Origin of the sequence: Nocardioides cavernae (assembly GCF_013410035.1) — a bacterium.
In the GTDB taxonomy this organism is placed as follows: Bacteria; Actinomycetota; Actinomycetes; order Propionibacteriales; family Nocardioidaceae; genus Nocardioides; species Nocardioides cavernae_A.
The window spans coordinates 91,215-113,111 of the sequence record NZ_JACCBW010000007.1; the positions used below are offsets into that span (position 1 = coordinate 91,215).

General features: G+C 73.3%; 24 protein-coding genes. 12 read left to right on the forward strand and 12 right to left on the reverse strand.

Annotated elements, in window-relative coordinates:
* The 3 genes from F4692_RS20215 to F4692_RS20225 all read right to left on the reverse strand — a co-directional run bounded on the left by F4692_RS20215 (position 1) and on the right by F4692_RS20225 (position 4,130).
* Positions 1-1,263, reverse strand: a complete 1,263-nt coding sequence (locus tag F4692_RS20215) for a CpaE/TadZ family protein (RefSeq protein ID WP_179621534.1) — start codon at positions 1,261-1,263, stop codon at positions 1-3.
* A complete protein-coding gene (gene cpaB / locus F4692_RS20220) occupies positions 1,260-2,042 on the reverse strand; it encodes a Flp pilus assembly protein CpaB (RefSeq protein WP_179621535.1) in 783 nt (260 codons plus the stop codon). Before cpaB ends, F4692_RS20215 begins: the two co-directional genes overlap by 4 nt.
* Before the next feature lie 291 nt (positions 2,043-2,333).
* Positions 2,334-4,130: an AMP-dependent synthetase/ligase gene (locus F4692_RS20225; RefSeq protein ID WP_179621536.1), complete on the reverse strand. Its 1,797-nt coding sequence runs from the start codon at positions 4,128-4,130 to the stop codon at positions 2,334-2,336.
* Between the two features lie 84 nt (positions 4,131-4,214).
* On the opposite strand from F4692_RS20225, the gene F4692_RS20230 reads away from it, so the two are divergent.
* From F4692_RS20230 to F4692_RS20245, 4 genes are read left to right on the forward strand one after another with little or no spacing between them, the layout of a single operon-like run.
* Positions 4,215-4,652, forward strand: coding sequence for an SRPBCC family protein (locus tag F4692_RS20230; RefSeq protein ID WP_179621537.1), 438 nt, complete (start codon positions 4,215-4,217; stop codon positions 4,650-4,652).
* Between the two features lie 14 nt (positions 4,653-4,666).
* On the forward strand, positions 4,667-5,863 hold the full coding sequence (locus F4692_RS20235; RefSeq protein WP_179621538.1) for an ArsA family ATPase: 1,197 nt from the start codon (positions 4,667-4,669) through the stop codon (positions 5,861-5,863).
* Complete coding sequence (locus tag F4692_RS20240) at positions 5,860-6,261, forward strand: hypothetical protein (protein ID WP_179621539.1); 402 nt, start codon at positions 5,860-5,862, stop codon at positions 6,259-6,261. Before F4692_RS20235 ends, F4692_RS20240 begins: the two co-directional genes overlap by 4 nt.
* Positions 6,258-7,226, forward strand: a complete 969-nt coding sequence (locus F4692_RS20245; protein WP_179621540.1) for an ROK family protein — start codon at positions 6,258-6,260, stop codon at positions 7,224-7,226. The genes F4692_RS20240 and F4692_RS20245 overlap by 4 nt, the downstream gene beginning before the upstream one ends.
* Here the strand turns inward: F4692_RS20245 and F4692_RS20250 are convergent.
* Both F4692_RS20250 and F4692_RS20255 read right to left on the reverse strand, forming a co-directional pair.
* Positions 7,211-8,449, reverse strand: coding sequence for an ornithine cyclodeaminase, nickel-pincer nucleotide-dependent (locus F4692_RS20250; RefSeq protein ID WP_179621541.1), 1,239 nt, complete (start codon positions 8,447-8,449; stop codon positions 7,211-7,213). The genes F4692_RS20245 and F4692_RS20250 overlap by 16 nt on opposite strands.
* Positions 8,450-8,497: 48 nt before the next feature.
* The gene (locus tag F4692_RS20255; RefSeq protein WP_179621542.1) at positions 8,498-8,995 is read right to left on the reverse strand and encodes a hypothetical protein; all 498 of its coding nucleotides are present in this window, start codon (positions 8,993-8,995) and stop codon (positions 8,498-8,500) included.
* 84 nt (positions 8,996-9,079) lie between these two features.
* Here F4692_RS20255 and F4692_RS20260 point away from each other — a divergent pair, with 84 nt between their 5' ends.
* Genes F4692_RS20260 through F4692_RS20280 form a run of 5 tightly spaced genes read left to right on the forward strand, consistent with a single transcriptional unit; the run spans position 9,080 to position 13,041 of the window.
* Positions 9,080-9,892 (forward strand): alpha/beta hydrolase, encoded by an 813-nt coding sequence (locus tag F4692_RS20260; protein WP_308645401.1) that lies wholly within the window; start codon positions 9,080-9,082, stop codon positions 9,890-9,892.
* A 9-nt stretch (positions 9,893-9,901) separates the two neighbouring features.
* Complete coding sequence (locus F4692_RS20265) at positions 9,902-10,693, forward strand: lysophospholipid acyltransferase family protein (protein WP_179621543.1); 792 nt, start codon at positions 9,902-9,904, stop codon at positions 10,691-10,693.
* Positions 10,690-11,844: a MacS family sensor histidine kinase gene (gene macS, locus F4692_RS20270; protein WP_179621566.1), complete on the forward strand. Its 1,155-nt coding sequence runs from the start codon at positions 10,690-10,692 to the stop codon at positions 11,842-11,844. Before F4692_RS20265 ends, macS begins: the two co-directional genes overlap by 4 nt.
* Positions 11,845-11,848: 4 nt before the next feature.
* Complete coding sequence (locus F4692_RS20275) at positions 11,849-12,355, forward strand: flavin reductase family protein (RefSeq protein WP_179621544.1); 507 nt, start codon at positions 11,849-11,851, stop codon at positions 12,353-12,355.
* A 38-nt stretch (positions 12,356-12,393) separates the two neighbouring features.
* On the forward strand, positions 12,394-13,041 hold the full coding sequence (locus F4692_RS20280) for a response regulator (RefSeq protein ID WP_179621545.1): 648 nt from the start codon (positions 12,394-12,396) through the stop codon (positions 13,039-13,041).
* A gap of 9 nt (positions 13,042-13,050) precedes the next feature.
* On the opposite strand, the gene F4692_RS20285 is transcribed toward F4692_RS20280, so the two are convergent.
* The 3 genes from F4692_RS20285 to F4692_RS20295 are packed head-to-tail and all read right to left on the reverse strand — an operon-like array spanning position 13,051 to position 15,529.
* A complete protein-coding gene (locus tag F4692_RS20285) occupies positions 13,051-14,004 on the reverse strand; it encodes a hypothetical protein (protein ID WP_179621546.1) in 954 nt (317 codons plus the stop codon).
* The gene (locus F4692_RS20290; RefSeq protein ID WP_179621547.1) at positions 14,001-14,666 is read right to left on the reverse strand and encodes a class F sortase; all 666 of its coding nucleotides are present in this window, start codon (positions 14,664-14,666) and stop codon (positions 14,001-14,003) included. The genes F4692_RS20285 and F4692_RS20290 overlap by 4 nt, the downstream gene beginning before the upstream one ends.
* Positions 14,663-15,529, reverse strand: a complete 867-nt coding sequence (locus tag F4692_RS20295) for a DUF4397 domain-containing protein (protein ID WP_179621548.1) — start codon at positions 15,527-15,529, stop codon at positions 14,663-14,665. The genes F4692_RS20290 and F4692_RS20295 overlap by 4 nt, the downstream gene beginning before the upstream one ends.
* A 171-nt stretch (positions 15,530-15,700) precedes the next feature.
* Between F4692_RS20295 and F4692_RS20300 the strand changes: the two genes are divergently transcribed.
* Complete coding sequence (locus tag F4692_RS20300) at positions 15,701-16,597, forward strand: arylamine N-acetyltransferase family protein (RefSeq protein WP_179621549.1); 897 nt, start codon at positions 15,701-15,703, stop codon at positions 16,595-16,597.
* Positions 16,594-17,040, forward strand: a complete 447-nt coding sequence (locus tag F4692_RS20305) for a GNAT family N-acetyltransferase (protein WP_179621550.1) — start codon at positions 16,594-16,596, stop codon at positions 17,038-17,040. The genes F4692_RS20300 and F4692_RS20305 overlap by 4 nt, the downstream gene beginning before the upstream one ends.
* 10 nt (positions 17,041-17,050) lie before the next feature.
* Here the strand turns inward: F4692_RS20305 and F4692_RS20310 are convergent, their stop codons facing one another.
* The 4 genes from F4692_RS20310 to F4692_RS20325 all read right to left on the reverse strand — a co-directional run bounded on the left by F4692_RS20310 (position 17,051) and on the right by F4692_RS20325 (position 20,806).
* Complete coding sequence (locus tag F4692_RS20310) at positions 17,051-17,524, reverse strand: GNAT family N-acetyltransferase (protein ID WP_179621551.1); 474 nt, start codon at positions 17,522-17,524, stop codon at positions 17,051-17,053.
* Positions 17,525-17,934: 410 nt separating this feature from the next.
* The gene (locus F4692_RS21980; protein ID WP_179621552.1) at positions 17,935-18,354 is read right to left on the reverse strand and encodes an HNH endonuclease signature motif containing protein; all 420 of its coding nucleotides are present in this window, start codon (positions 18,352-18,354) and stop codon (positions 17,935-17,937) included.
* A gap of 128 nt (positions 18,355-18,482) precedes the next feature.
* On the reverse strand, positions 18,483-19,916 hold the full coding sequence (locus F4692_RS21495) for an HNH endonuclease signature motif containing protein (RefSeq protein WP_257030102.1): 1,434 nt from the start codon (positions 19,914-19,916) through the stop codon (positions 18,483-18,485).
* Positions 19,917-20,212: 296 nt separating this feature from the next.
* The gene (locus F4692_RS20325; RefSeq protein ID WP_179621553.1) at positions 20,213-20,806 is read right to left on the reverse strand and encodes a hypothetical protein; all 594 of its coding nucleotides are present in this window, start codon (positions 20,804-20,806) and stop codon (positions 20,213-20,215) included.
* Between the two features lie 101 nt (positions 20,807-20,907).
* Between F4692_RS20325 and F4692_RS20330 the strand changes: the two genes are divergently transcribed.
* Positions 20,908-21,801 (forward strand): hypothetical protein, encoded by an 894-nt coding sequence (locus F4692_RS20330; RefSeq protein WP_179621554.1) that lies wholly within the window; start codon positions 20,908-20,910, stop codon positions 21,799-21,801.
* The last annotated feature ends 96 nt before the right edge of the window (positions 21,802-21,897 follow it).

The following is a 21,897-nucleotide window of genomic DNA, read 5'->3' on the forward strand; positions in this document are numbered from 1 at the left end:
TCAGGCCTTCCTCAGACGGAAGCGGCCGGCGGCGGCGCGGGGCTTGCCCTCGACCTCCGGTGCGGCCTCGGCGGCGCGGGCGGTGCCCGCGATGGACGTGGCGAAGGCCTTGATGGCCTTGCTGTTGGGGTGGCTGGCGTAGGCGAGCACGAGCGGCTCACCCCGGTTGACCGCGGCCAGGACCTCACGGCTGGACGCGAGCGTGCAGTCGGCCTTGAGGCCCAGCGTGGACTCGAACTCCTCGGGCGAGAGGCCGACCTTGGCGTCGGCCCGGTTGAGCACGAACTTCCACTTCTCGCGCGGGAAGTTGAGCAGGTCGAGGGTCTGTGTGGCGAGCTTGAGGCCCTTCAGCGCGGGGATGTCCAGCGTCCCGACGAGGACGAGGGTGTCGGTCCGGTCCAGTGCCCCCAGGGCGAAGTCGTCGAACACCCCCGAGGTGTCGACCACCACGTGGTCGTAGACGCGCACCAGCACGTCCAGCAGCCGGCCGACGTCATCGGCGGTCGCCTGGTCGGGGGAGTCGAGGTGGACCGGGGCGGCGACGACGCCGAGCGTCTTGGAGTACGGCGTCACCATCGTCTCGACGGCGTCCACGTCGATCTCGCCGCGGAACGCGCCCAGGTCGCTGAGCGTGCGCATGGGCGTGAGCTGCAGCATGATCGCGATGTCGCCGTTGTTGACGTCGAGGTCGACGATGCAGACCGAGCTGCCCTGCTCGGACAGGGTGACGGCGACGTTGGCGGCCATCAGGCTCTTGCCGACACCGCCCTTGGTCGAGAAGACGGTGGTCAGCTGGCCGGTGGGCCGCTCGGCCTCCTCGCGCGCGGCCTCCGCGCGCGCCTGTGCCTCCGACAGCGCGGCGCTCGCTGCCGCCTGGGCGGCGGCCTGCGTCTCGTCCTCGAGGGTCTGCGTGATGGCGTTCGACACCGACCGCGCGCGGCTGACGGCGGTGGTGAGCCCGGCGAGGTCGCGGGACTCCACGACCTCGCGCATGCCGCTGCGGAGGGCGGTCGACAGCGCGTGGGCGTCGACCACCTCGCGCAGGAGGATCACGCCGAGGTCGGGCTTGTGCACCCGCGCCCACTGGGCGAAGACCGCGGCGTCGTCGACCGGGACCGACGGGCCGATCACGACCGCGAACTCCTGCGGCGTGGCGGAGATGTGCTCGCTCAGGGCCTCCATGGACCCGAGGGGGACGGAACCGTGGAGCATCGCCTGCAGGACGCTCAGGCGAGACCCGTCCGTCTCGACGATGGCCGTCATCCAGCGTTCCCCCTGTACGTCTCGGGGAGGATGTCGCGCGGGTAGGCGCCCTCCTTGTCCACGGACTTGGTGTCCTCGCCGAGGAGCGCGAACGTGAGCTCGGTGGTGCGGTCGGCCAGGATCAGCTTCTCGGCCTCCTCCTGCGTCACGGCAACCGTGAGGATCGTGCGCGGCACCTCCTCGGTGACCTGGTCGCCCTCCTCGGTGGTGACCGTGCGCGAGGAGACCGACGTGGTGCCGACGCCGATGACGGGCACCCGGGGCAGGACGATGCGGGTCACGGAGGACAGCGTCTGCTCGCTGCCGTCCGGCAGCCGGCGGATCGGAGCCGCGGAGGTGAGGAAGATCGCGACCTCGGAACCGGGGTTCACGAATCCGGCGACGCGCTCGAAGTCGGTGAGCTCCACCGACATCGCCATCTTGTCGTCCGGGATGACGAGGTTCTCGATGGCACCGATGGTGCCGAAACGGTCGGCGATGATCTGCTCACCGGGGTAGATCGAGCCCAGGGCCACGAGCTCGGAGATCGGGTCGGTGCTGTTGAGCGCGCCGTCCACCATGTCGTCGCGACGGACTTCCTTGGTGTCGAACTTGCCCTCGTCCTGGGCGGACGAGACCGTCTCGCCGGCCTCGATGACCGAGGTCGCGACGAGGACCTCGACGAGCTCCTGGCCCTCGGTCGCGCGGTCGTCGATGCCCTTGACGTAGAGGACGATCATGGCGGTGCCGAGAGCGGCGATGAGTACGGCCACGATGAGCAGCATGGAGCGGCGAGCCATCTGGACATCCTTCTGAGGAGTCGGGGGAACCTGAGTGCGTGTGCTCGGTCGGGGGACCCTCGCCAGATCGATGCGGCGACGCTCGTCGCCGATCGCTGGAGGTCCCGGATCCGTCCCAGCGCAGCGAATCTAGGGGCCCGCGCTCAGGCGTGTGGGCTAAACCTCCCAAACCACCCGATGGTGGTCCGGGCATGGCCCGAAGTGACTAGTCCGTCCTAGTCACGGTCTAGCCCGGGGTCGGTCGTGCCAGCACCACCGTCGCCCCGGCAGAGGGCGTACCCAGCCCCGGGTTCAGCCCAGGTAGAGCGCGTCGACGTGCTCGCGCGCCTGGCTCATCACCACGCGCCGCTTCAGCTTGAGGCTGGGCGTGAGCTGTCCGCCCTCCTCGGTCCACTCGTCCGCGAGGATCGCGAACTTGCGGATGGCCTCGGCCTTGGAGACGGCCTTGTTGGCCTCGTCGACGGCGTCCTGCACCGCCGCGACGAGGTCCGGGTCGTCGAGGAGGTCCTTCACCTCGCCCGACTTGCCGTGCTGCTCCGCCCACCCGGGGAAGGTCTCGCGGTCGATGGTGACGAGTGCGCCGATGAAGGGCTGGCCGTCGCCGACGACGAGGCACTGGTCGACGAGCGCGTGGGCGCGCAGCCGGTCCTCGAGGACGGCCGGGGCGACGTTCTTGCCGCCGGCGGTCACCAGGATCTCCTTCTTGCGCCCGGTGATCCGGACGAACCCCTCGTCGTCGACCTCGCCGACGTCACCGGTGTGGAACCACGCGTCACTGTCGAGCGCCTCGGCGGTCGCGGCGTCGTCGCCCCAGTAGCCGGGGAACACCTGGCCGCCGCGGAAGAGCAGCTCGCCGTCGTCGGCCACCCGCACGCTCGTGCCGGGCAGCGGCCGTCCGACGGTGCCGATCTTGGTGGCGTCGGGGAGGTTCGCCGCGAGGGCGGCCGTCGTCTCGGTCAGCCCGTAGCCCTCGAGCACGGTCAGGCCGATGCCGCGGTAGAAGTGGCCGAGGCGGTCACCGAGCGGCGCGCCGCCCGAGATGGCGTACGCGCAGCTCCCGCCGAGCGCCTGGCGGAGCTTGCCGTAGACGAGCTTGTCGAAGACCGCGTGCTGGGCGCGCAGGCGTACGGGCACCCGCTTGCCGTCCTGGGCCCGCGACCAGGCGATGGCGGTGTCGGCAGCGCGGTCGAAGATCCTGCCGCGTCCGTCCGCGGTGGCGCGCTGGGAGGCGGTGTTGAAGACCTTCTCGAACACGCGGGGGACCGCGAGGATGAAGGTCGGGCGGAACTCGCCGAGGTCGGCGACGAGGTTCTTGATGTCGGAGCTGTGCCCCATCCGCGCGCGGCTCTTGACGCAGCCGACCTGGATGATGCGGGCGAAGACGTGGGCGAGCGGGAGGAAGAGCAGCGTCGAGGCGTCCTCGGTGTCGAAGAGCTCGCTGAGCTCGTCGACCGCCACGCCGAGCTCGAACATGAAGTTGCCGTGCGTGAGCATGCAGCCCTTGGGCTTGCCCGTCGTCCCGCTGGTGTAAATCAGCGTCGCGAGGTCGGCCGGGGTCGCGGTCGTGCGCCGCTCCTCGAGCAGGTCGTCGGAGATGTCCGAGCCCAGGCGGTCGAGCACGTCGACGGCGTTGTCCTGGATCGACCAGACGTGCTGCAGCTCGGCGAGGTCGGCCGCCTGCCGGGCCTCGCGCACGCGGGCGAGGTGCTCGGGCCCCTCGGCGACCACGGCGCGGGCGCCGGAGTCCTGCAGGATCCAGCCGATCTGCTCGGCCGACGAGGTCTCGTAGATCGGCACGGTCACGGCACCGGCGAACCAGATGGCGTAGTCGAACAGCGTCCACTCGTAGCGTGTCTTGGAGAGCAGCGCGACACGGTCGCCCGGCGCGACGCCGGCGGCGACGAGCCCCTTGGCCACCGCACGGACCTGCTCGTGGAACTCGGCGGCCGTGACGTCGACCCACCCGTCGCCGGTGTCGCGGCTGAAGACCGCCGCGTCGGCGGCCTCACGCGCATTGCGGACGACGTCGTCGGTGAGGTTCCCGGTCGTCGGGATGGAGATGGAGAGCGGTGTGGCGAACTCCCGCACGGTGGAACCTCCTAGGAGTGGTCGATGCGCCGCTGAGGCTATCGCGGGAGCACGGCCGACATCCCCGTGGGCTAGGCTCCGGCCATGGCCGAACAGACCTCCTCGTCGATCGTCATCGAGGCCCCTCCGGCCGACGTCATGGCCGTCATCGCCGACTTCGAGGCCTACCCCGAGTGGGCCAAGGGCGTGCAGAAGGCCGAGGTCACCGCAGGCGGCGCGGGCGGTCGCGCCGAGCAGGTCTACTTCGCCCTCGACGTGTCGCCGATCAAGGACGAGTACACCCTCGCCTACGACTGGGACGGTGAACGCGAGGTCACCTGGACCCTCGTCGAGGGCAACATGCTCAAGGCGCTCGACGGCGCCTACACCCTCGTCGACCGGGGCGACGGCAGCACCGAGGTGACCTACCGGCTCGCCCTCGACGTCAGCATCCCGCTGATCGGCATGCTCAAGCGCAAGGGCGAGAAGATCCTCATCGACACCGCGCTGAAGGGCCTCAAGAAGCGCGTCGAGTCCCTCTGACTCCCGGGTCCGGGATGCGGATCCTGCTCTTCACCGGCAAGGGCGGCGTCGGCAAGTCCACCCTCGCCGCCGCGACGGCCTGCGCCACCGCAGCCGCCGGCCACCGGACGCTCGTGCTGTCCACCGACGCGGCCCACTCGCTCGCCGACGCTCTCGACGTCCTCCCGACGTCCGAGCCCGCCGAGGTCGCTGAGAACCTCTGGATGCAGCACGTCGACGCGCAGGACCGGTTCGAGCGGTCGTGGTCCGACATCCAGGGCTACCTCCTCAGCGTCCTCGACGTCGCCGGTGTCGACCCGGTCGCCGCGGAGGAGCTCACGGTCATCCCGGGCGCCGAGGAGGTGCTGGCGCTGCTCGAGGTGCGCGCGCAGGCGAGGTCGGGGGAGTGGGACGTGCTGGTCGTCGACTGTGCCCCGACCGCGGAGACGCTCCGCCTGCTCGCCCTGCCCGAGGCGCTGGGCTGGTACATGACCCGGGTGCTGCCGGTGGAGCGGCGCGTGGTCAGGGCGCTCAAGCCGGTCCTCACCCGCGCCGCGGGCGTACCCATGCCCTCGGACTCCGTCTTCGACGCGATCGAGCGGCTGCACGCCGACCTCGACGACGTCCGGGCGGTCCTCACCGGCCCGGAGACGTCGGTGCGCCTGGTGCTCACGCCGGAGTCCGTGGTGCTCGCCGAGGCGCGTCGCGCCTACACCTTCCTGACGCTCTTCGGCTACGGCGTCGACGCCGCGGTCGTGAACCGGGTGTTCCCCGACGGCGGGGCGGACGAGTGGCGCTCGACGTGGGTGGCCGCCCAGGCCCGCGTCCTCGCCGACGCCGCCGACTCCTTCGCCGGGCTCGACCTGCGCACGTCGGTCTACCGCGCCGCCGAGCCGGTCGGGCGCGAGGCGCTGCTGGACCTGGCCGCCGACGTGTACGGCGACGCGGACCCGCTCGCGCACGGGACCGCGGTCCCGCCCATGGGCGTGCGGTCGCGTGCGGGCGGTGTCGTGCTCTCCCTCCCGCTGCCGCTGGCGGAGCAGGACGACGTACGACTCGCGCGCAAGGGCGACGAGCTCGTGGTCTCGGTCGCGTCGTATCGTCGCCTCCTGACGCTGCCCTCCGGCCTGGCGCGCCACCGGGTGGCGGGCGCGCGGGTGCGGGACGGCGAGCTGCAGGTCCGGTTCACCGAGCCGGACGACGAGCCCGAGACGCCGCAGGAGACGCCGTGACAGACGCCGACGACGCGCCCGACCCCCGCGAGGTCGGCTCGCTCGGGGACGAGGCCGCCAAGCTCTTCGGCGCCCTGGCCGGCTGGGCACGCGAGCAGGCGGGCGAGGCCGAGCACGGGCTCGGTGGGCTGGCGGGCCAGGCCGCCGCGGCGGTGCACGACCTGGACGAGCACCTCGCCACCGGCTCAGCCGAGTGCACCGTGTGCCCGGTGTGCCGCACCGTCCACGCGGTGCGCCAGCTCAGCCCGGAGGTGACGTCGCACCTGACGAGCGCCGTGTCCTCGCTCGCGCAGGCCGCCGCGGCGCTCGTGGCGAGCCTGGACACCCGCCCCCCGAGCAGCACCGACGAGCCGGTCGAGCACATCGACCTGTCGGACGACTGGCCCGAGGACGCGTGAGCGGTCCGGGGGCCGGCGTCGTCGTCGGTGTGGACATCGGCGGCACCAAGGTGCTCGCGGGTGCCGTGGCCGAGGACGGAACGGTCGTGCGCACGGCGACGCGCACCACGCCGGGACGTCGGGTCGTGACGCAGCAGGTGGAGGACGCGCTCGTCGCGGCGGTGCTGGCCGCGGCTGAGGGCGAGCCCCTGGCCGGGGTGGGGGTCGCTGCCGCCGGCTTCGTCGACTCTGCGGGGGAGCGGGTCATGTTCGCCCCGCACCTGCCGTGGCAGGGCCAGCCCCTGCGCGACCTGCTGGTCGCCCGCCTCGGCTGCCCGGTGGGCCTGGACAACGACGCCAACTGCGCGGCGCGGGCCGAGGCGCACCACGGCGCCGCCCGGGGCGCCGCGTCGGCGCTCATGATCACGATGGGCACCGGCATCGGGGGAGCCGTGCTGCTCGACGGGCGGGTCGTCCGCGGGGCCAACGGGATGGCCGGCGAGTTCGGGCACATGCAGGTGGTGCCGGACGGCCAGGCCTGCGAGTGCGGCCGCCGGGGTTGCTGGGAGCAGTACTCCTCGGGCAACGCGCTGGTCCGCAGCGCGCGGGGGCTGATGGCCGAGCAGCCCTCCGTCCTGCTCGAGATGAGCGGCGGGCGTCCGGAGGCGGTCACCGGCCCGATGGTCACCGCGGCCGCCGAGGGGGGCGACCTCGTCGCACGCCGGGCGTTCACGTCGATCGGCGACTGGCTCGGTGTCGGCGTCGCGAACCTGGTCGCCGCCCTCGACCCCGAGGTGGTGGTGATCGGCGGCGGCGTCTCGGCGGCCGGCGACCGCCTGCTCGAACCCGCACGCGCTGCGCTGCGGCGTACGCTCGTCGGCGCCGCCCACCGGCGCGTGCCGCCGCTGGTCGCGGCCGAGCTCGGCCCCGGCGCCGGGATGATCGGCGCGGCGCGGCTGGTGCGGGACGCTCAGGTCCTGCGGTAGTCCGCGACCAGCTCCAGGGCGAGCTGCTCGAGGAACAGCCCGACGTCGGTGACGATCCCGCGGCCCTGGCTGGTGCCCCGGTCCGCGAGCTTGGTGACCGTCGACGGGTTGATGTCGACGCACACGATCGGGACGGTGGCGGGCAGGATGTTGGCCGTCGCGACCGAGTGCAGCTGCGTCGCCATCATCAGGCAGTAGCCGACCCCGGCGACCTCCGCGCGCATCGCCCGCTGGCCCTCGATGACGTCGGTGTGGACGTCCGGCAGCGGGCCGTCGTCGCGCACCGAGCCGACCAGGACGTAGCGCTTCTCGTGCGTGACGAGCGCGTGCATGATGCCGCTGGTCAGCACGCCGGTCGCGACCGCGTCACCGATCGAGCCCGCCTTGCGGATGGTGTTGAGGGCGCGCACGTGGTGCTCGTGGCCGTGCTCGAGCCCGTGGGTCGCGACGTCGACGCCGAGGCTGGTGCCGTAGAGCGCGCTCTCGATGTCGTAGGTCGCCAGCGCGTTGCCGGCGAACAGCACGTCGACGTAGCCGCCGCGCACCAGCGCGACCATCGCGGGGACGGCGCCGGTGTGCACGATGCCGGGCCCGGCGACCCAGAGCAGGCGCTTGCCCTCCGCCCGCACCCGCTTCATGCCGTCGGCGACCTGGCGCACGATGACCGTCTGGGGGCGGTCCGAGCCCCCGTCGGTGCCGACGGACGCGAACGCGTCCGAGGTCGGGGCCTGGCTCGGCACGACCACCTCGATGCCGGCCGCGCCCACGACGATGCGCATGCCCTCGCTGACATCCGCCATGGGCACCGTCCGCACGCGCAGGCCGCCGTCGTCGGACTCGTCGACCACGAGCCCGCAGTCCATCTCGGGGTTCTCCACCGGGTGCCACGCGCCGTCGAGGCGTACGCGCGTCTCGAGGTTGGTGGTCGAGTAGAAGCCGTCGGGCAGCACGCCGTCCCGGTCCGCGGTCGCCAGCGCCGCCTCCCGCTCGCCGATCGGGTTGACGCCGCGCGTCTGCAGCCGCATGAGCAGGCGCTGCAGCGACGCGTCGTCCTCGGCCTCGATGACGATCCGGGCGCTGCTGGGGTCGTGCGCGTCGTGACCGACGTCGAACTGCTCGATGACGTAGTCGCCGCCGTAGTCGCGGATGTCGTCGAGGACCCGCGACAGGATGCCGCTGTCCATCAGGTGACCGGTGACCTCGATCGTCTCTCGCACCCCCACCCGGCTGACCCTACGTCGTGGCCGCGCGGGGCACGGACGGAGGCCGGGTCACACGCGCGAGCCGTCGTCCCAGGGGTCGCGGGGGGAGCGGGGCATCTCGCGCACGAGGTAGACGAAGCCGCCGACGAACCAGGCGACCAGCGCCCAGCCGAGGAGCGGGGTCACGTAGATCGAGAGCAGCCCGACGACGAGCGCGACCAGGGGCGAGACGAAGACGCCCGCCCACGCCACGCCGCGCTGCCAGGTCCGTGGACGCGGCAACGGCGGCGGGGGCGGCGGCTGGAAGCGCTCGGACGCCGCGACCGCCTGCTCGCGGACCTCGACCTCGTCGTCGTCGACGAGGTCGTCGGGCAGGTCGCCGACGAGGTCGGCGGTGGTCGCGGTGGTCCCGGCGGGCCCGCTGGTGGGCGCGTCCGTGTGCTCGTCGGTGGATCGGCCGGCGGTCTCGCCCGACGGCTCGTCGTCGAGCACCGGACGCTCGCCGTAGTGCGCGACGATCTCGCGCCAGGCCAGCTCGGTCCGGCTCTCGTCGCCAGGGGTCGTCACGCTGTCACGGTACCCGTCCGGTGGTTCCGCGGACCCGGTGGTTCGGCACGCCGGACGGGGCCCGCGGTGGTGCACACTGTGCCCGTGAAGATCCCGTTCCTCGGCGGCCGGCAGGCACTCCTCGACCCCACCCTCGTCGCGCCGATGTCGACGGCGGCCCGTCCCGAGCTCACCGGGGGCCGCCGGATCGGCGTCCTGGTCCAGCACGGCTTCACCGGCAACCCCGCCTCGATGCGCCCGTGGGCGCAGGACCTCGCCGAGCGCGGGTACGCCGTGGAGATGCCGCTGCTCCCCGGCCACGGCACGCGGTGGCAGGACCTCAACAAGGTCACCTGGGACGACTGGGTCGCGACCGTCGAGGGTGCCCTCGACAAGCTGGTCGCGGAGAACGACGCCGTCGTCGCCGTCGGGCTCTCGATGGGCGGCGCGCTCTGCCTGCGGCTCGCCGCCGACCACGGGGACGACCTCGCCGGCATCGTCGTCGTCAACGCGGCGGTCGACACCCTGCGCAAGGACGTCAAGCTCCTCCCGGTCCTCAAGCACGCCGTCCCGGCGATGCCCGGCATCGCCAACGACATCAAGAAGCCGGGGGCCGACGAGCACGGCTACCCGATGACCCCCCTGCGGGCGGCGGCGTCGATGTTCGCGGGGTACGCCGAGCTGCGCCGCGACCTGCCTCGTATCACCATCCCCGTGCTGTTCTTCCGCTCGGCCGAGGACCACGTCGTCGACATCTCGAGCTCGCGCGCCATCAACGCGGGCCTGTCGTCCAAGGACTTCGAGGAGCGCGTGCTGGAGGACAGCTACCACGTCGCGACCCTCGACCACGACGCCCCGCGGATCTTCGCCGAGTCCGCGGAGTTCATCGAGCGGGTCACCCGCGAGCAGCAGGGCTAGGCTCGGCCCGTGCTCTATTGGTTCCTGAAGTGGATCGCCCTCGGGCCGGTGCTCCGCCTCGTCTTCCGGCCCAAGGCCTACGGCGTGGAGAACGTGCCGGACGCAGGACCCGCCATCCTGGCGAGCAACCACCTGTCGTACGCGGACTGGCTGTTCATGCCGCTGACGCTGTCGCGCCGCGTCACCTTCGTCGCCAAGGCCGAGTACTTCACGACCCCGGGGATCAAGGGGTGGTTCCAGAAGAAGTTCTTCACCGGTGCAGGACAGGTGCCGATCGACCGGTCGGGTGCCAACGCGGCCGACGGGGCGATGAGGTCCGCGATGAAGATCCTCGCCGAGGGTGAGCTGTTCGGGATCTACCCCGAGGGCACGCGCTCCCACGACGGCAGGCTCTACCGCGGCAAGACCGGTGTCGCCCGCCTGGCGCTGGAGACCGGGGCGCCGGTGATCCCGTGCGCGGTCGTCGGCACCGACGTCGTCGCGCCGACCGGCAAGGTCTACGGCACCTGGACGCGCCCCGTCGTGCGCTTCGGCAAGCCGCTCGACTTCTCCCGCTACGCGGGGATGGAGAACGACCGCTACATCCTGAGGTCGATCACCGACGAGATCATGTACGAGATCATGCGGCTCTCGGAGCAGGAGTACGTCGACCTCTACGCCAGCAAGGCCAAGGAGCTCGAGAAGGAGGCGCGGGAGAAGGCCAAGCAGGCCGCCGCCGAGCAGGCCGAGCGGGAGAAGGCGGAACGCGAGCAGGCGGAGCGCGAGCAGCCCGGCGGCTCCGCGGAGCAGAAGGCGTCCTGAGCGCGCACCACGCGTCGTGGTCGCCCGCGACGCGCGGCGACTCCGAGCTCGCCGTCGAGGACCGGCTCTACTCGGCCCTGGCCATCGTCCGGGTGGTCGTCACCGTCAACATGGTCGGGCTCAACGCCTACCGGCGTGACAACTTCGAGCACCCCGACCTCGGCCTGGCGGTCGTCGTCGCCCTGGCGGCATGGACCGTGGCGGCGACCTGGCTCTACCGCGACCGCGCCCGGCGTACGGCCGTCCTCCTCGTCGCCGACCTCGCGATCGTGCTCGCCGCCCTGGTCGTCACGCCGTGGGTGAAGTCCCCGGACTTCAACGCGACGATCCCGGGGTTCTACGTCATGGGCGCCTTCTTCGCCTGGGCCATCCACTGGCACTGGCGCGGCGGGCTGGTGGCGTCGGCGCTGATCGCCGCCTTCGACCTGCTGCCGCGCTCCGAGGTCGACCAGGGCAACTACGGCAACACCTTCCTCATCCTCATCGGCGGGCCGATCGTCGGTTTCATGTGCGAGTCGCTCCAGCGGATGGCGCGGGAGCGGGACGCGGCCGAGCGTGCGGCCGCGGCGGCCGAGGAACGCACCCGGCTGGCCCGGGCGGTCCACGACGGCGTCCTCCAGGTGCTCGCGATGGTCCAGCGGCGTGGAGCCGCCGACGGCGGGGAGTGGGCCGAGCTCGGCCGACTGGCCGGGGAGCAGGAGCGCGGCCTGCGCTCGCTGATCCGCCAGCAGGACACGGTGCCGACCGGTGCCGGCGGCCGCGTGGACCTCGCCGGGGCGCTGGAGGCGATGGCCACGGCGCACCCGGTGCGGGTCGAGGTGGCCACCCCGGGCGGCGCGGTCCTCGTCGAGGCGCACGTGGCCTCGGAGGTCGTCGCGGCGGTGAGCGCCTGCCTCGACAACGTGCTGGCCCACGTCGGGCCCGGTGCCACCGCGTGGGTCCTCGCGCAGTCGGCGCCGGACGAGGTCACGGTCTCGGTGCGCGACGACGGGCCGGGGATCGGCGAGGGCAGGCTCGACGAGGCGGCGGCGCAGGGACGGCTCGGCGTCGCGTCCTCGATCCGCGGCCGGGTCGAGGAGCTCGGCGGGACGGCGCGGCTCGAGAGCGGCTCGTGGGGCACCGAGTGGGAGCTGGTCGTCCCGCTAGCGTGAGCGGGTGACGATCCACTCCGGCCACCCGTTCCCGACGCCCGACGACCCCGTACGCCGCCTGCGCGGGCGCCAGGGCGGCACCGTGTCGCTGTGGACCGCGGGTGACGCCGACGAGCGCGCCGGCCTGACCGTCACGTCCTGGATGGTCGCCGGGGGCGAGCCCGGCCGGGTGCTCGCCCTCCTCGACCCCGACGACGATCTGACCGAGCTGCTGCTGGGGACCGGGCGCGGCGTCGTCCAGCTGCTGGGCTGGGACGACCGTGGGCTCGCCGACGCGTTCGCAGGCACCGCCCCGGCGCCCGGCGGTCCGTGGCGTACGACCGAGTGGGTCGCGACCGACCACGGGCCCCGGCTGGCCGGCGCCACGAGCTGGGCCCTGGTCACCGTCGAGACCGACGTCGAGGTCGGGTGGTCCCGGCTGGTCACGTGCACCCTCGACGAGGTCGTGGTGGGCGCGGACGACCGACCCCTCGTGCACCGGCGGGGTCGATACGTCTCGCCGGAGGCCTGAGGGGTCTACGCTTCCGGCAGACGTCGGGAGGGGGACCCATGGTGAGGGTGATGGTGGTCGACGACCACCCCATGTGGCGCGATGCCGTCGAGCGTGACCTGCAGGCCGCCGGCCACGAGGTGGTCGCGGTCGCCTCCAACGGCCGCGAGGCGATGGCGCGCTTCCCCGCGGCGGCGCCGCAGGTCGTCGTCCTCGACCTGCAGCTGCCCGACCACAGCGGCGTGCAGGTGACGAGCATGATGCTCGAGCACGACCCGACCGCGCGGGTGCTGATCCTGTCGGCGAGCGGTGAGCAGACCGACGTCCTCGACGCGATCAAGGCCGGGGCGACGGGATACCTCGTGAAGTCCGCCTCGAGCGCCGAGCTGATCGACGCGGTGACCCGCGTCGCCGACGGCGACACCGTGTTCACGCCCGGGCTGGCCGGTCTGGTCCTCGGTGAGTTCCGCCGCATAGCCGACGGACCCGCCGACGACCCGGTCGACCAGCTCACCGAGCGCGAGACCGAGATCCTGAAGATGGTCGCGACGGGCATGAGCTACAAGCAGATCGCCGCTCGCCTCGTGCTGTCCCACCGCACCGTGCAGAACCACGTCCAGAACACGCTGCGCAAGCTGCAGATGAACAACCGTGTGCAGCTCACCCGATGGGCGATCGAGCACGGCCTCGACGACACCCGGGAGTGAGCCGGCCCGCTACGACGGCACCGTGACCGCCGCGACCACGCGGTCGCCGACGTCGCCCGCGGTCAGGCGTACGGTCCACTGGCCCTCGTCGTCGGCCTCGCCGCACGGCGTGAGGGAGGCCGTCGAGTCGCCGCACGCGAGCGACAGGACGGACGCGGAGCGGACCACCCGGACGTCGTCGGGCTGGGTCGCCGAGACCGTGAGCGCGGTGGTCGTCACGAGGCCGCGGCCCTCCGCCGACCCGCTCCGCTCGACGACGCCGTCGAGGTCGTAGCGGACCAGGATGGTGGTCGCGTCGTCGAAGACGTAGGAGGCGCGGGTGAACGTGACCCGGTCCGGTCCCGAGGCCTGGCGGCCGTCGGCGACCACCTCGACGCTGCTGGCCTCCACCGGGTTCGTGCTCTCCGACTCCGGGAGCGAGAGGTCGAGGGCGTCGATGGGCGTCGTGGTGTGGATGCGGTGCGTCACCTGGACGGTGCCGTCGGCGCGCACCTCCGTCACGGTGCGCGAGGTGCCGGCGGCCGGCCACCCGGGCGTGCCGGCCGACGCGGCTGGTGGCCGTCGCGCACCGGGTGCGTCGTCGCGGGCCACCCACCACACCGCGGCGCCGCCCACCCCGACGCCGAGGAGCAGCACGGCGACGGCGAGCGAGGCGGCCGGCCCGCGGGACCGCGACGGCCCGGGACCGGGCGCCACCTGGGGAGCGGGTGCGACGCGCGGCGCGGCCTCCGACGGCGCCGGGCGGCGGGGCGCGACCACGCGGGGTGCGACGACAGGGGTTGCCGAGGCACTGGCAGCCTCCGTGGCGGGCTCCTGAACCGGGGCGGTGGGTCGCTGCGCCGGGCGCTGCGCCGGAGGCGGTGTCGTCGTCTCGGGTCGCGCGCTCGTGCGCGGGGCGGGCGGCCGCACCGGCGGCGGGAGCACCGTCGGCAGCTGCTTCTTGTAGCCCTTCTTGCGGGTCACTGATCCTCCGGTGGGCCGAGGGGGACGGCGGTGACGACGGCGAGGTTCTGGTAGCCCCCGCGGTCGGGTTCGTACGGCGGGGCGCAGGTGACGAGGGTGAGGCGGAGGTCGCCGGACGCGTCGAAGATCCAGCTGTCGTCGGCGAGGCTGCCCTGCGGCACGAGGCGGCGCGCATCGATGCGGAACACCTGGCGCAGGCGGGAGGACTCGAGCACCACGCGGGTGCCCGGCTCGAGGGTGAGCAGCTCGGCGAACGGCCCGAGGCCCTGGGTGCGCGAGTCGACGTGTGCGGCGACGAGCACCGACCCGAAGGGGTCGCCGATCCGCGACCCGCCCCGCCACCAGCCGGCGTTGTCCACGTCCGCGGGGACGTCGAGCACACCGGCGGGTGTGGTGCCGACGCGGTCCACCGGCACCCGACGTCCGCTCGGCAGGACGACGAGCCGCGGCGCCTGCGGGGACACCACCGACTCCGCGCGCCGCGCCGCGGGGACGGACGACTCGGCGTCCGGCGAGGCGGCCGGGGACGAGGTCGGCGATGCGGTCGCGGAGGCGGAGGTGGAGGGGGTGCGGGTGCGCGATGGGTCTGCGTCGGTGCTCGCGCAGCCCGGGACGACGAGCACGGCGACGGCCGCGGGGACGAGTGTCCGGAGGATCCTCATCCCGACAGGCTGCTCGGCGGGCCGGCCCGCCGGTGCCGGCGCACGGAGCCGCGCACGGCGCCGGTCGCGGCCAGCACGGCGAGCGCGCCGAGGAGCAGCCACGCGGCTGCGGGCCCGCCAGCGGCGCCGTCCGCGAACGTCGTCACGGGCGTCTCCGCGAGACCCGCCGAGCCGGTGTCGATGCGCGAGGGCTGCACGCTGCCGTCCGGGGACAGTGCCTCGGTGTGGGCGATGACACTCATCGACCCGTCGCGCGGGTTGCCGTAGGCGTAGATCATCGACAGCGTCCCGGCCTCGAGGCTGACGTCGAGGGGACCGAGGATCGGGTCGGCCTCGGCGCCGGAGGGCAGCAGGGCGACCTCGATGCTCCCGGCCGGCACGTCCGCGTCCGCGAACTCGCCGTTGGCGATGTTGGTGAAGACGGTCTGGCCGTCGACCTGGACGTCCGCGGGGGCCACGGTGGCGGTGTGCGCGAGGAGCACGCGCGCCTTGTCGGGTCCGATCGGGCCCTCGGGTGCGGCGTACGCGTGGACGACGGGGTCACCGTCCACCTCGGCGGGCAGGTGCAGCACGACGTCGCTGCTGGCCCCGGCCTTCACGTCCAGGGTGTGCTCGACGTCGGCGCCGCCTCCGGAGAACGCGACCCGGTGGCTGCCCGGCGCGAGCTCGAACGGCCCGAGGACGTCACCCACGCCGGCACCGGTCGCGACCTGGCGACCGTCGACGGACACGTCGACCGACGCGCCGGGCACCGCCTGGATGACCGTCACGCTGGCGGCCGTCGGGCTCGCCTCCGAGCTCGCGACACCGAGGCCGAGGACCGCGAGCACCGCGGCCAGGCACGAGAGAAGCATTCGACGCATGGCATTCCACCCCCGTAAGGCGACCCCTGACGCGGGTCGCGATCCCACGACAACACCGCCGGAGCGGCCGCTCAACCCCTATATGGGGTACGCCGGTCTGGACCGGTCTCCCCAGGGGTAGGTTTCGGCAACGCGACGTCCACAGGGTCGACACGAAGGGGGTTCCAGGACGTGGGAGACACGGCCACGACGCTCGAGGGCTACCTCGGCAGGATCGGTCTGACGGAGACGCCTCGACCGACCCTGGAGGGGCTGCGACGCGTCCACCGCGCGCACGTCTCGCGGATCCCCTACGACAACCTTTCCACGATGCTCGGTCGCCCCGACCCGGCGACGCCGTCCGCGGCCGTCGCGCGGGCGGTGGCGGGAGGACGGGTCGGCTACTGCTTCCAGCAGAACGGCGCCCTCGCGTGGCTGCTGGCCGGGCTGGGCTTCTCGGTGAGCCGTCGGCACGGCCACGTCTGGTTCCGTCCCGAGGACGAGCTCGGCACCGGTCTGAACCACCTCGTCCTGGTCGTCTCCGGCCTGCCCACCGACGCGAACCCGGGTGGGCACTGGTGGGCCGACGCCGGGCTGGGCGAGGGGTTCGCCGAGCCGTTGCCGCTCGTGCGGGGGGACCACGTCGTCGACGGGTGGTCGTACGGCATCGGCGCCGGCTTCGGTGCGCAGGCGGCCGGGCGGCCGACGGGTCCCGCCGCGTGGACCTACCGGCACCTCCCCGGCGGGGTCCTGCGCGGGATCGTCGTGACCGCGCGCGACCACTCGGCCGCGGCCGTCGACGCGGCCCACGACGCACTGACCGGACACGACCGCTCACCGTTCCGGCGCGTGGTCGTGGTCCAGCGGATCGACGGGCCGCGACAGCTGACCGTCCGGGGGCTCGTGCACACCGTGCTGACCCCCGACGGCCGCGAGCAGCGCGACCTCACCTCGTACGCCGAGTGGCGCGCCGCCCTGGCCGACGACCTGCTGCTGCCCACGGACGACGTCACCGACGATGAGTGGTCCGGGCTGTGGGAGCGGACCCGCGCCTCGCACCGCGCCTGGGACGAGGCGGGGCGGCCATGAGCGCCGAGTGGCGCCGGACGACGCCGGACGACGCCGTCGCGCTGCGCGACCTCGAGCGGGCCGCGAGCCAGGCCGGGCTGGCCCACGTCTTCGGGTCGCTGCCGTACCCCGACGACGACGTCCTCGCCCGGTGGGTGCTGCTGCTCGACGACCCCGAGGTGGTGGTCGAGGTCGTCGAGGACGAGGGCGGCCTGGTCGCGCTCGCCGCCCACGACGGGACCTCGCTGCGCCACCTCGCCGTCCGCCCCGACCGGTGGGGCTCCGGGCTCGGGCGCGAGGGCTTCCGCCGAGCCGAGGCCGCGGGCGCGCGGAGACTGTGGGTGCTGGAGGCCAACTCGCGGGGCCGTGGGCTCTACGAGTCGCTCGGCTGGGCGCCGACGGGGGTGACCCAGGAGTGCCCGTGGCCGCCGTTCCCGACCGAGGTGGAGTACGGCCGCGGTTGACTGCAGCACGTCAGAGCGGGCGCTTGAACCCGACGTGGCTCGCGGCATACCCGGCCCGCTCGTAGAAGCGGTGGGCGTCGGTCCGCGTCCGGTCCGTCGTCAGCTGGGCCAGGCTCGCGCCACGGGCCCTGCCGTAGTCGTGCGCCCAGTCGAGCAACGCCTGCCCCAGCCCACCACCCCTCGCGTCGGCCGCGACCCTGACCGCCTCGATCTGCAGCCGCGTCGCACCGGCGCGCGACAGTCCGGGGAGCAGCGTGAGCTGCATCGTCCCGACGACGTCGCCGGCCCCGTCCCGGACGGCGATCAGCAGGTGGCGCGGATCGTCGTCGATCTCCCGGAAGGCCCGGAGGTACGGCCCCATCTCGCCCGACTCACGCCCGGCACCGAGGGGGTCGTCGGTGAGCAGCGCGACCAGGGCCGGGACGTCCTCCTCGACCGCACGTCGCACCTCGAAGCGGCGCTCGCCCACGACCACAGCGTCCATGCGCAGAGGATGGCACGGGGGAGGGGACGGGGCTGTGACGGCGCTGACCTGGAACGCACCGGCCCGCGCCACGTCGTCGGGCACCGACCGCGACCCGACGCCCCCGTCATCGCACTCACCTGGCTGTCGGTGGTGATCGCCGGTCGGTTGGGTGCCGGTGGCGTCGCGTCGGAAGCGGTAGCCGTGGGGGCTGGTCAGTCGTGAGTCCCGGTTGCGGTGGTCTCGTAGTGCCAGGCGCTGTGGGTCTTCAGGCGGTGGTGGGTGCGGCACAGCGGGGCGAGGTCCGACGTACTCGTCGCTGCGCCGGCGTCGAACGGGATCACGCGGTCGAGGTCGCAGGCGATGCTCCTGGAACGGCCCGCGCCACGTCGTTGGGCAACGATCGCGACCCGACGCACCCGTCATCGCCCTCACCTGGCTGTCGGCGGTGGCCGCTGGCCGGGCGGGAGGCCAGGAGCACCCGGAGTGGAGGTCAGGCGTGCCTGTGGCCCCGCCCTCGTGGTGACGGGCGGGGTGTGGGGCGGGGTCATCGTCGGCGGGGTCGCGGGATGTCGGGTGGCGGTCCGGGTGTCGATCGCTCGGGTTCCGGTGGGGTCGCGTCGGAAGCGGTGGCCGTGGGGGCTGGTCCAGTCGTACGTGCCGGGTGCGGTGGTCTCGTAGTGCCACGCGCTGTGGGTCTTGAGGCGGTGGTGGGTGCGGCACAGGGGGGCGAGGTTCGACGTACTCGTCGCTTCGCCGGCGTCGAACGGGATTACGTGGTCGAGGTCGCAGGCGATGCTCCTGGAACGGCCCGCGCCGCGTCGTTGGGCAACGATCGCGACCCGACGCACCCGTCATCGCCCTCACCTGGCTGTCGGCGGTGGCCGCTGGCCGGGCGGGAGGCCAGGAGCACCCGGAGTGGAGGTCAGGCGTGCCTGTGGCCCCGCCATCGTGGTGACTGGCGGGGTGTGGGGCGGGGTCATCGTCGGCGGGGTCGCGGGATGTCGGGTGGCGGTTCGGCGTCGATCGCTCGGGTTCCGGTGGGGTCGCGTCGGAAGCGGTGACCGTGGGGGCTGGTCCACTCGTATGTCCCGGGTGCGGTGGTCTCGTAGTGCCACGCGGAGTGGGTCTTCAGGCGATGGTGGGTGCGGCACAGTGGTGCGAGGTTCGACGTCGAGGTGGGTCCGCCGGCGTCGTAGGGGGTGACGTGGTCGAGGTCGCAACGGCGGGCGGACCGGGTGCACCAGGGGAAGACGCAGGTGCGGTCGCGGATGATCACGGCCTCGCGGATCCGGGTGGTGGGTTCGTAGGCCGGGGTGGTGAGCTCGGTGGTGAGGTCGATGACGGGTCGGATGGTGACCTTGGTGCGGGTGTCGGTGCACCAGTCCTTGACCTGGTCGAGCAGGACCAGGCGCTGGCCTTCTTCGAGGCGACCGTTCTGATCGAGGATCGGGCCGTCCGGGGTCGGGCTGGCGCTGAAGTGGGCGTGGAGGACGACCTCGCGGGCGTGCGGTAGGTCGGGTCTCGATACGCCCGCTCGTTCCTCACGGGCTACTCGACCGCCTTCATCAGTGGCGCAGGCTGCTCGACCACCTGCAGAGAAGGCGAGGTCGAGGGCGGCCTGGGTGCGGGCGAGCTCGCCCAGGGCGGCGGAGCGGCGGACGTCGAGCGAGGCGTCCGACCCGAGGGCCTTCATCGTGGCGGCGCCGTGAGCCAGTGCCCGGTCCAGGTCGAGGGCGTCGGCGATGTCGAGCTCGGCCTCGAACCGCATGGTCCCGGCGTAGTGCACGTCCTCGGAGTTGAGGGTGGCGTGGCGGGGGTCGACGTGCTGCCACCCGTCCTCCGGATCAGCAGACGGGTCCGCGTCGGCGAGGTCGTAGCGCTTGATCGCCTCGGCCACGAGCCGGTCCAGCTGCGCGGGACCGATCCGCCCGGCCACGGCAGCGACCTGCGCGTCGACGAAGGCTGCGGCCTCGACCGTCAACGGAGGTGAGGAGTGGATCGTCGTCTCGGCGACCGACCGGGCCCGCCACGCCGGCACTACGCCCGACTGCACGGCCGCGTGCAGGCGGGGGAGGCGGTGGCGCAGCTCGAGGGCATGCCCGACGAGCCGCTTCGCCGCGGTCGTGGAGATGCCCAGCACGGCACCGAGCTCCGCGACGCAGAACTCTGCGACCAAAGGCGTACCCGGTCCTGCGATGGGCTCTTCGTGCTCACAACCCGGGACGGTGAACGACGCGGCGGAGTGGATCGATTCCGGCGGGTGCAGGTCGGCCCACCGTGCGGCGAGGTCGAGCCGCCGGGCTGCGGCGGCGTTCTCGAGATCGCGGGCTGAGCGGATCGAGGCGAGCAGGCCGGCGACGGAGAGGTCGTCGTCGACCTCCGCTGCGTCCCATTCAAGCGTATCGATCATGTGTTCGATTATATGCGTGAGGTCCGACAGTCGGACGTGGCGGAGCGTCAAGATCGGCCTGAGTTTCGACACGGGCGCGGGGCGCCCTGCTCAACCAGCGGTCGGGTGGGCGACGGGCGCCCTGCTCACAGCGGCGGACGGGCGGGCGCCCTGCTCAACCAGCGATCGGGGTGGAGTGGCCTTGGTTTCGACACGGGCGCTGGGCGCCCTGCTCAACCAGCGGTGGACAGGCGCGGGTCGCCCCTGCCCGACCAGCGGCGGGCGGACCCGACGCGCCCGTGCCCGCCGCCGAGACCTCACGTCCGCCGACGTCGTCGCGACCCGAGCGCGGTGGCGACGACGAAGGCGAGGACGGCGGCGCTGCCGACCACCCAGGTGACGACGTCCGCCGCGCTCGGCGACGAGCGACGCGACGACCGCGCGTCCGGGACGACCTCGCGCCGCACCTGGGACACGTCGGGAGCGGTCGGCTCGCCGGTCAGGCGTTCGACCGTGCGCACCAGCCGGGGCGAGGCCGGGGCCGTGCCACCGCACGAGCTCGCGGTCAGGCGGTCCGCGTCGGCGTTCGCGAAGACGACGTAGTGCCGGTCGACGACCATGCCCTCGAGTCCGCACGACGCGCCCGAGGCGGCCGACTCGACGACCGCGACGGACCCGACCTCGCCCTGGTGGACCGCTTCCACCGCGATCGTGTAGGCGACCGGGTCGGTGCTGCTCACCACGCCGCCACCCGCCGGCTCCCCGATGTCGACCACGGTGCCGGTGAAGACGTGGTCGGCGAGCGCGACGAGGTCGGCCGGGCGCTGGGAGGCGCACGAGCACGCGAAGCCGGGCGACGCGCTGCCGACGACCAGTGCGGTCGGGAACGCCAGCACGGTGAGTGCTGGCACCGCGACCAGCCGGATAAGACGCATGGTCGTGGGACGGCGAGGTGCCGACGGCGGTTCCCCGCCGCCCGGGCGCGGGGAGCGACGCACCTAGGATCGAGTGCATGGCCGACCCGCTGCTGGAGATCGCCGACGACCTCTACGCGCTGCCGCTCGCGGACTTCACGCCCGCACGGGACGCGCTCGCCAAGGAGCACAAGGCCGACAAGCAGCTCGCGGCCGGCATCAAGGGGTTGCGCAAGGCGTCGGTCGCGGCCTGGGTGGTCAACCTCCTCGTCCGTCGCGACCCCGACCAGGTCGACCAGGTCCTCGCGGTGGGGGAGGCGCTGCGCGACGCGCAGGAGAACCTCGACGCCACCCAGCTGCGGGAGTTCACGAAGCAGCGGCGACAGCTCACCGCCTCGGTCACCACGACCGCGCGCCGGATGGCACGGGAGGAGGGGGTGAGGACCACCCAGTCAGTCGCGGACCAGGTCGAGGCGACGCTCACCGCGGCGATGCTCGAGCCCGACGCCGCCAGGGCGGTGCGCAGCGGCCTGCTCGTCACCGCCCTCGCCGCCACCGGCCTCGGTGACCTCGACCTCAGCGGTGCGGTCGCCCTCCCGGACGCCCTCGGCTTCAGCGCTACGGCACGTCCGGCGCCAGCGCCCGACCCCTCGCAGCGGCCCCAGCTCCACGTGGTGCCCGACCCCGACGCGGACGAGAAGGCTCGCGCCGCCGCCGACGAGCGCCTCGCCGAGGCCCGGTCGGTCCTCAAGGAGGCCGAGAAGGAGCACCGCGCGACCCGGCGATCGGTCGAGAAGCTGCAGGCCAGGACGCTCCAGGTCCAGTCGGAGATCGACGAGCTGCGGAGCCGGATCGCCGAGCTGGAGGGCACCCTCGAGGAGGTCGACGACGAGCTGGGGGAGGCGGAGGCGGCCCAGGCCGAGGCCGAGGAGGCCGTCGAGGAGGCCCGCGCCGAGATGGACTCGGCCAGGGCCGCCCGCGACCGGCTCTAGCTGTACTGATCGGGCACGTTGGTCGAGATCGTGTGACGACACGATCTGAATGAGCTTGGAAGGCGAAGACCTCCGGGCGTGGAGTGGAGCTGTCTA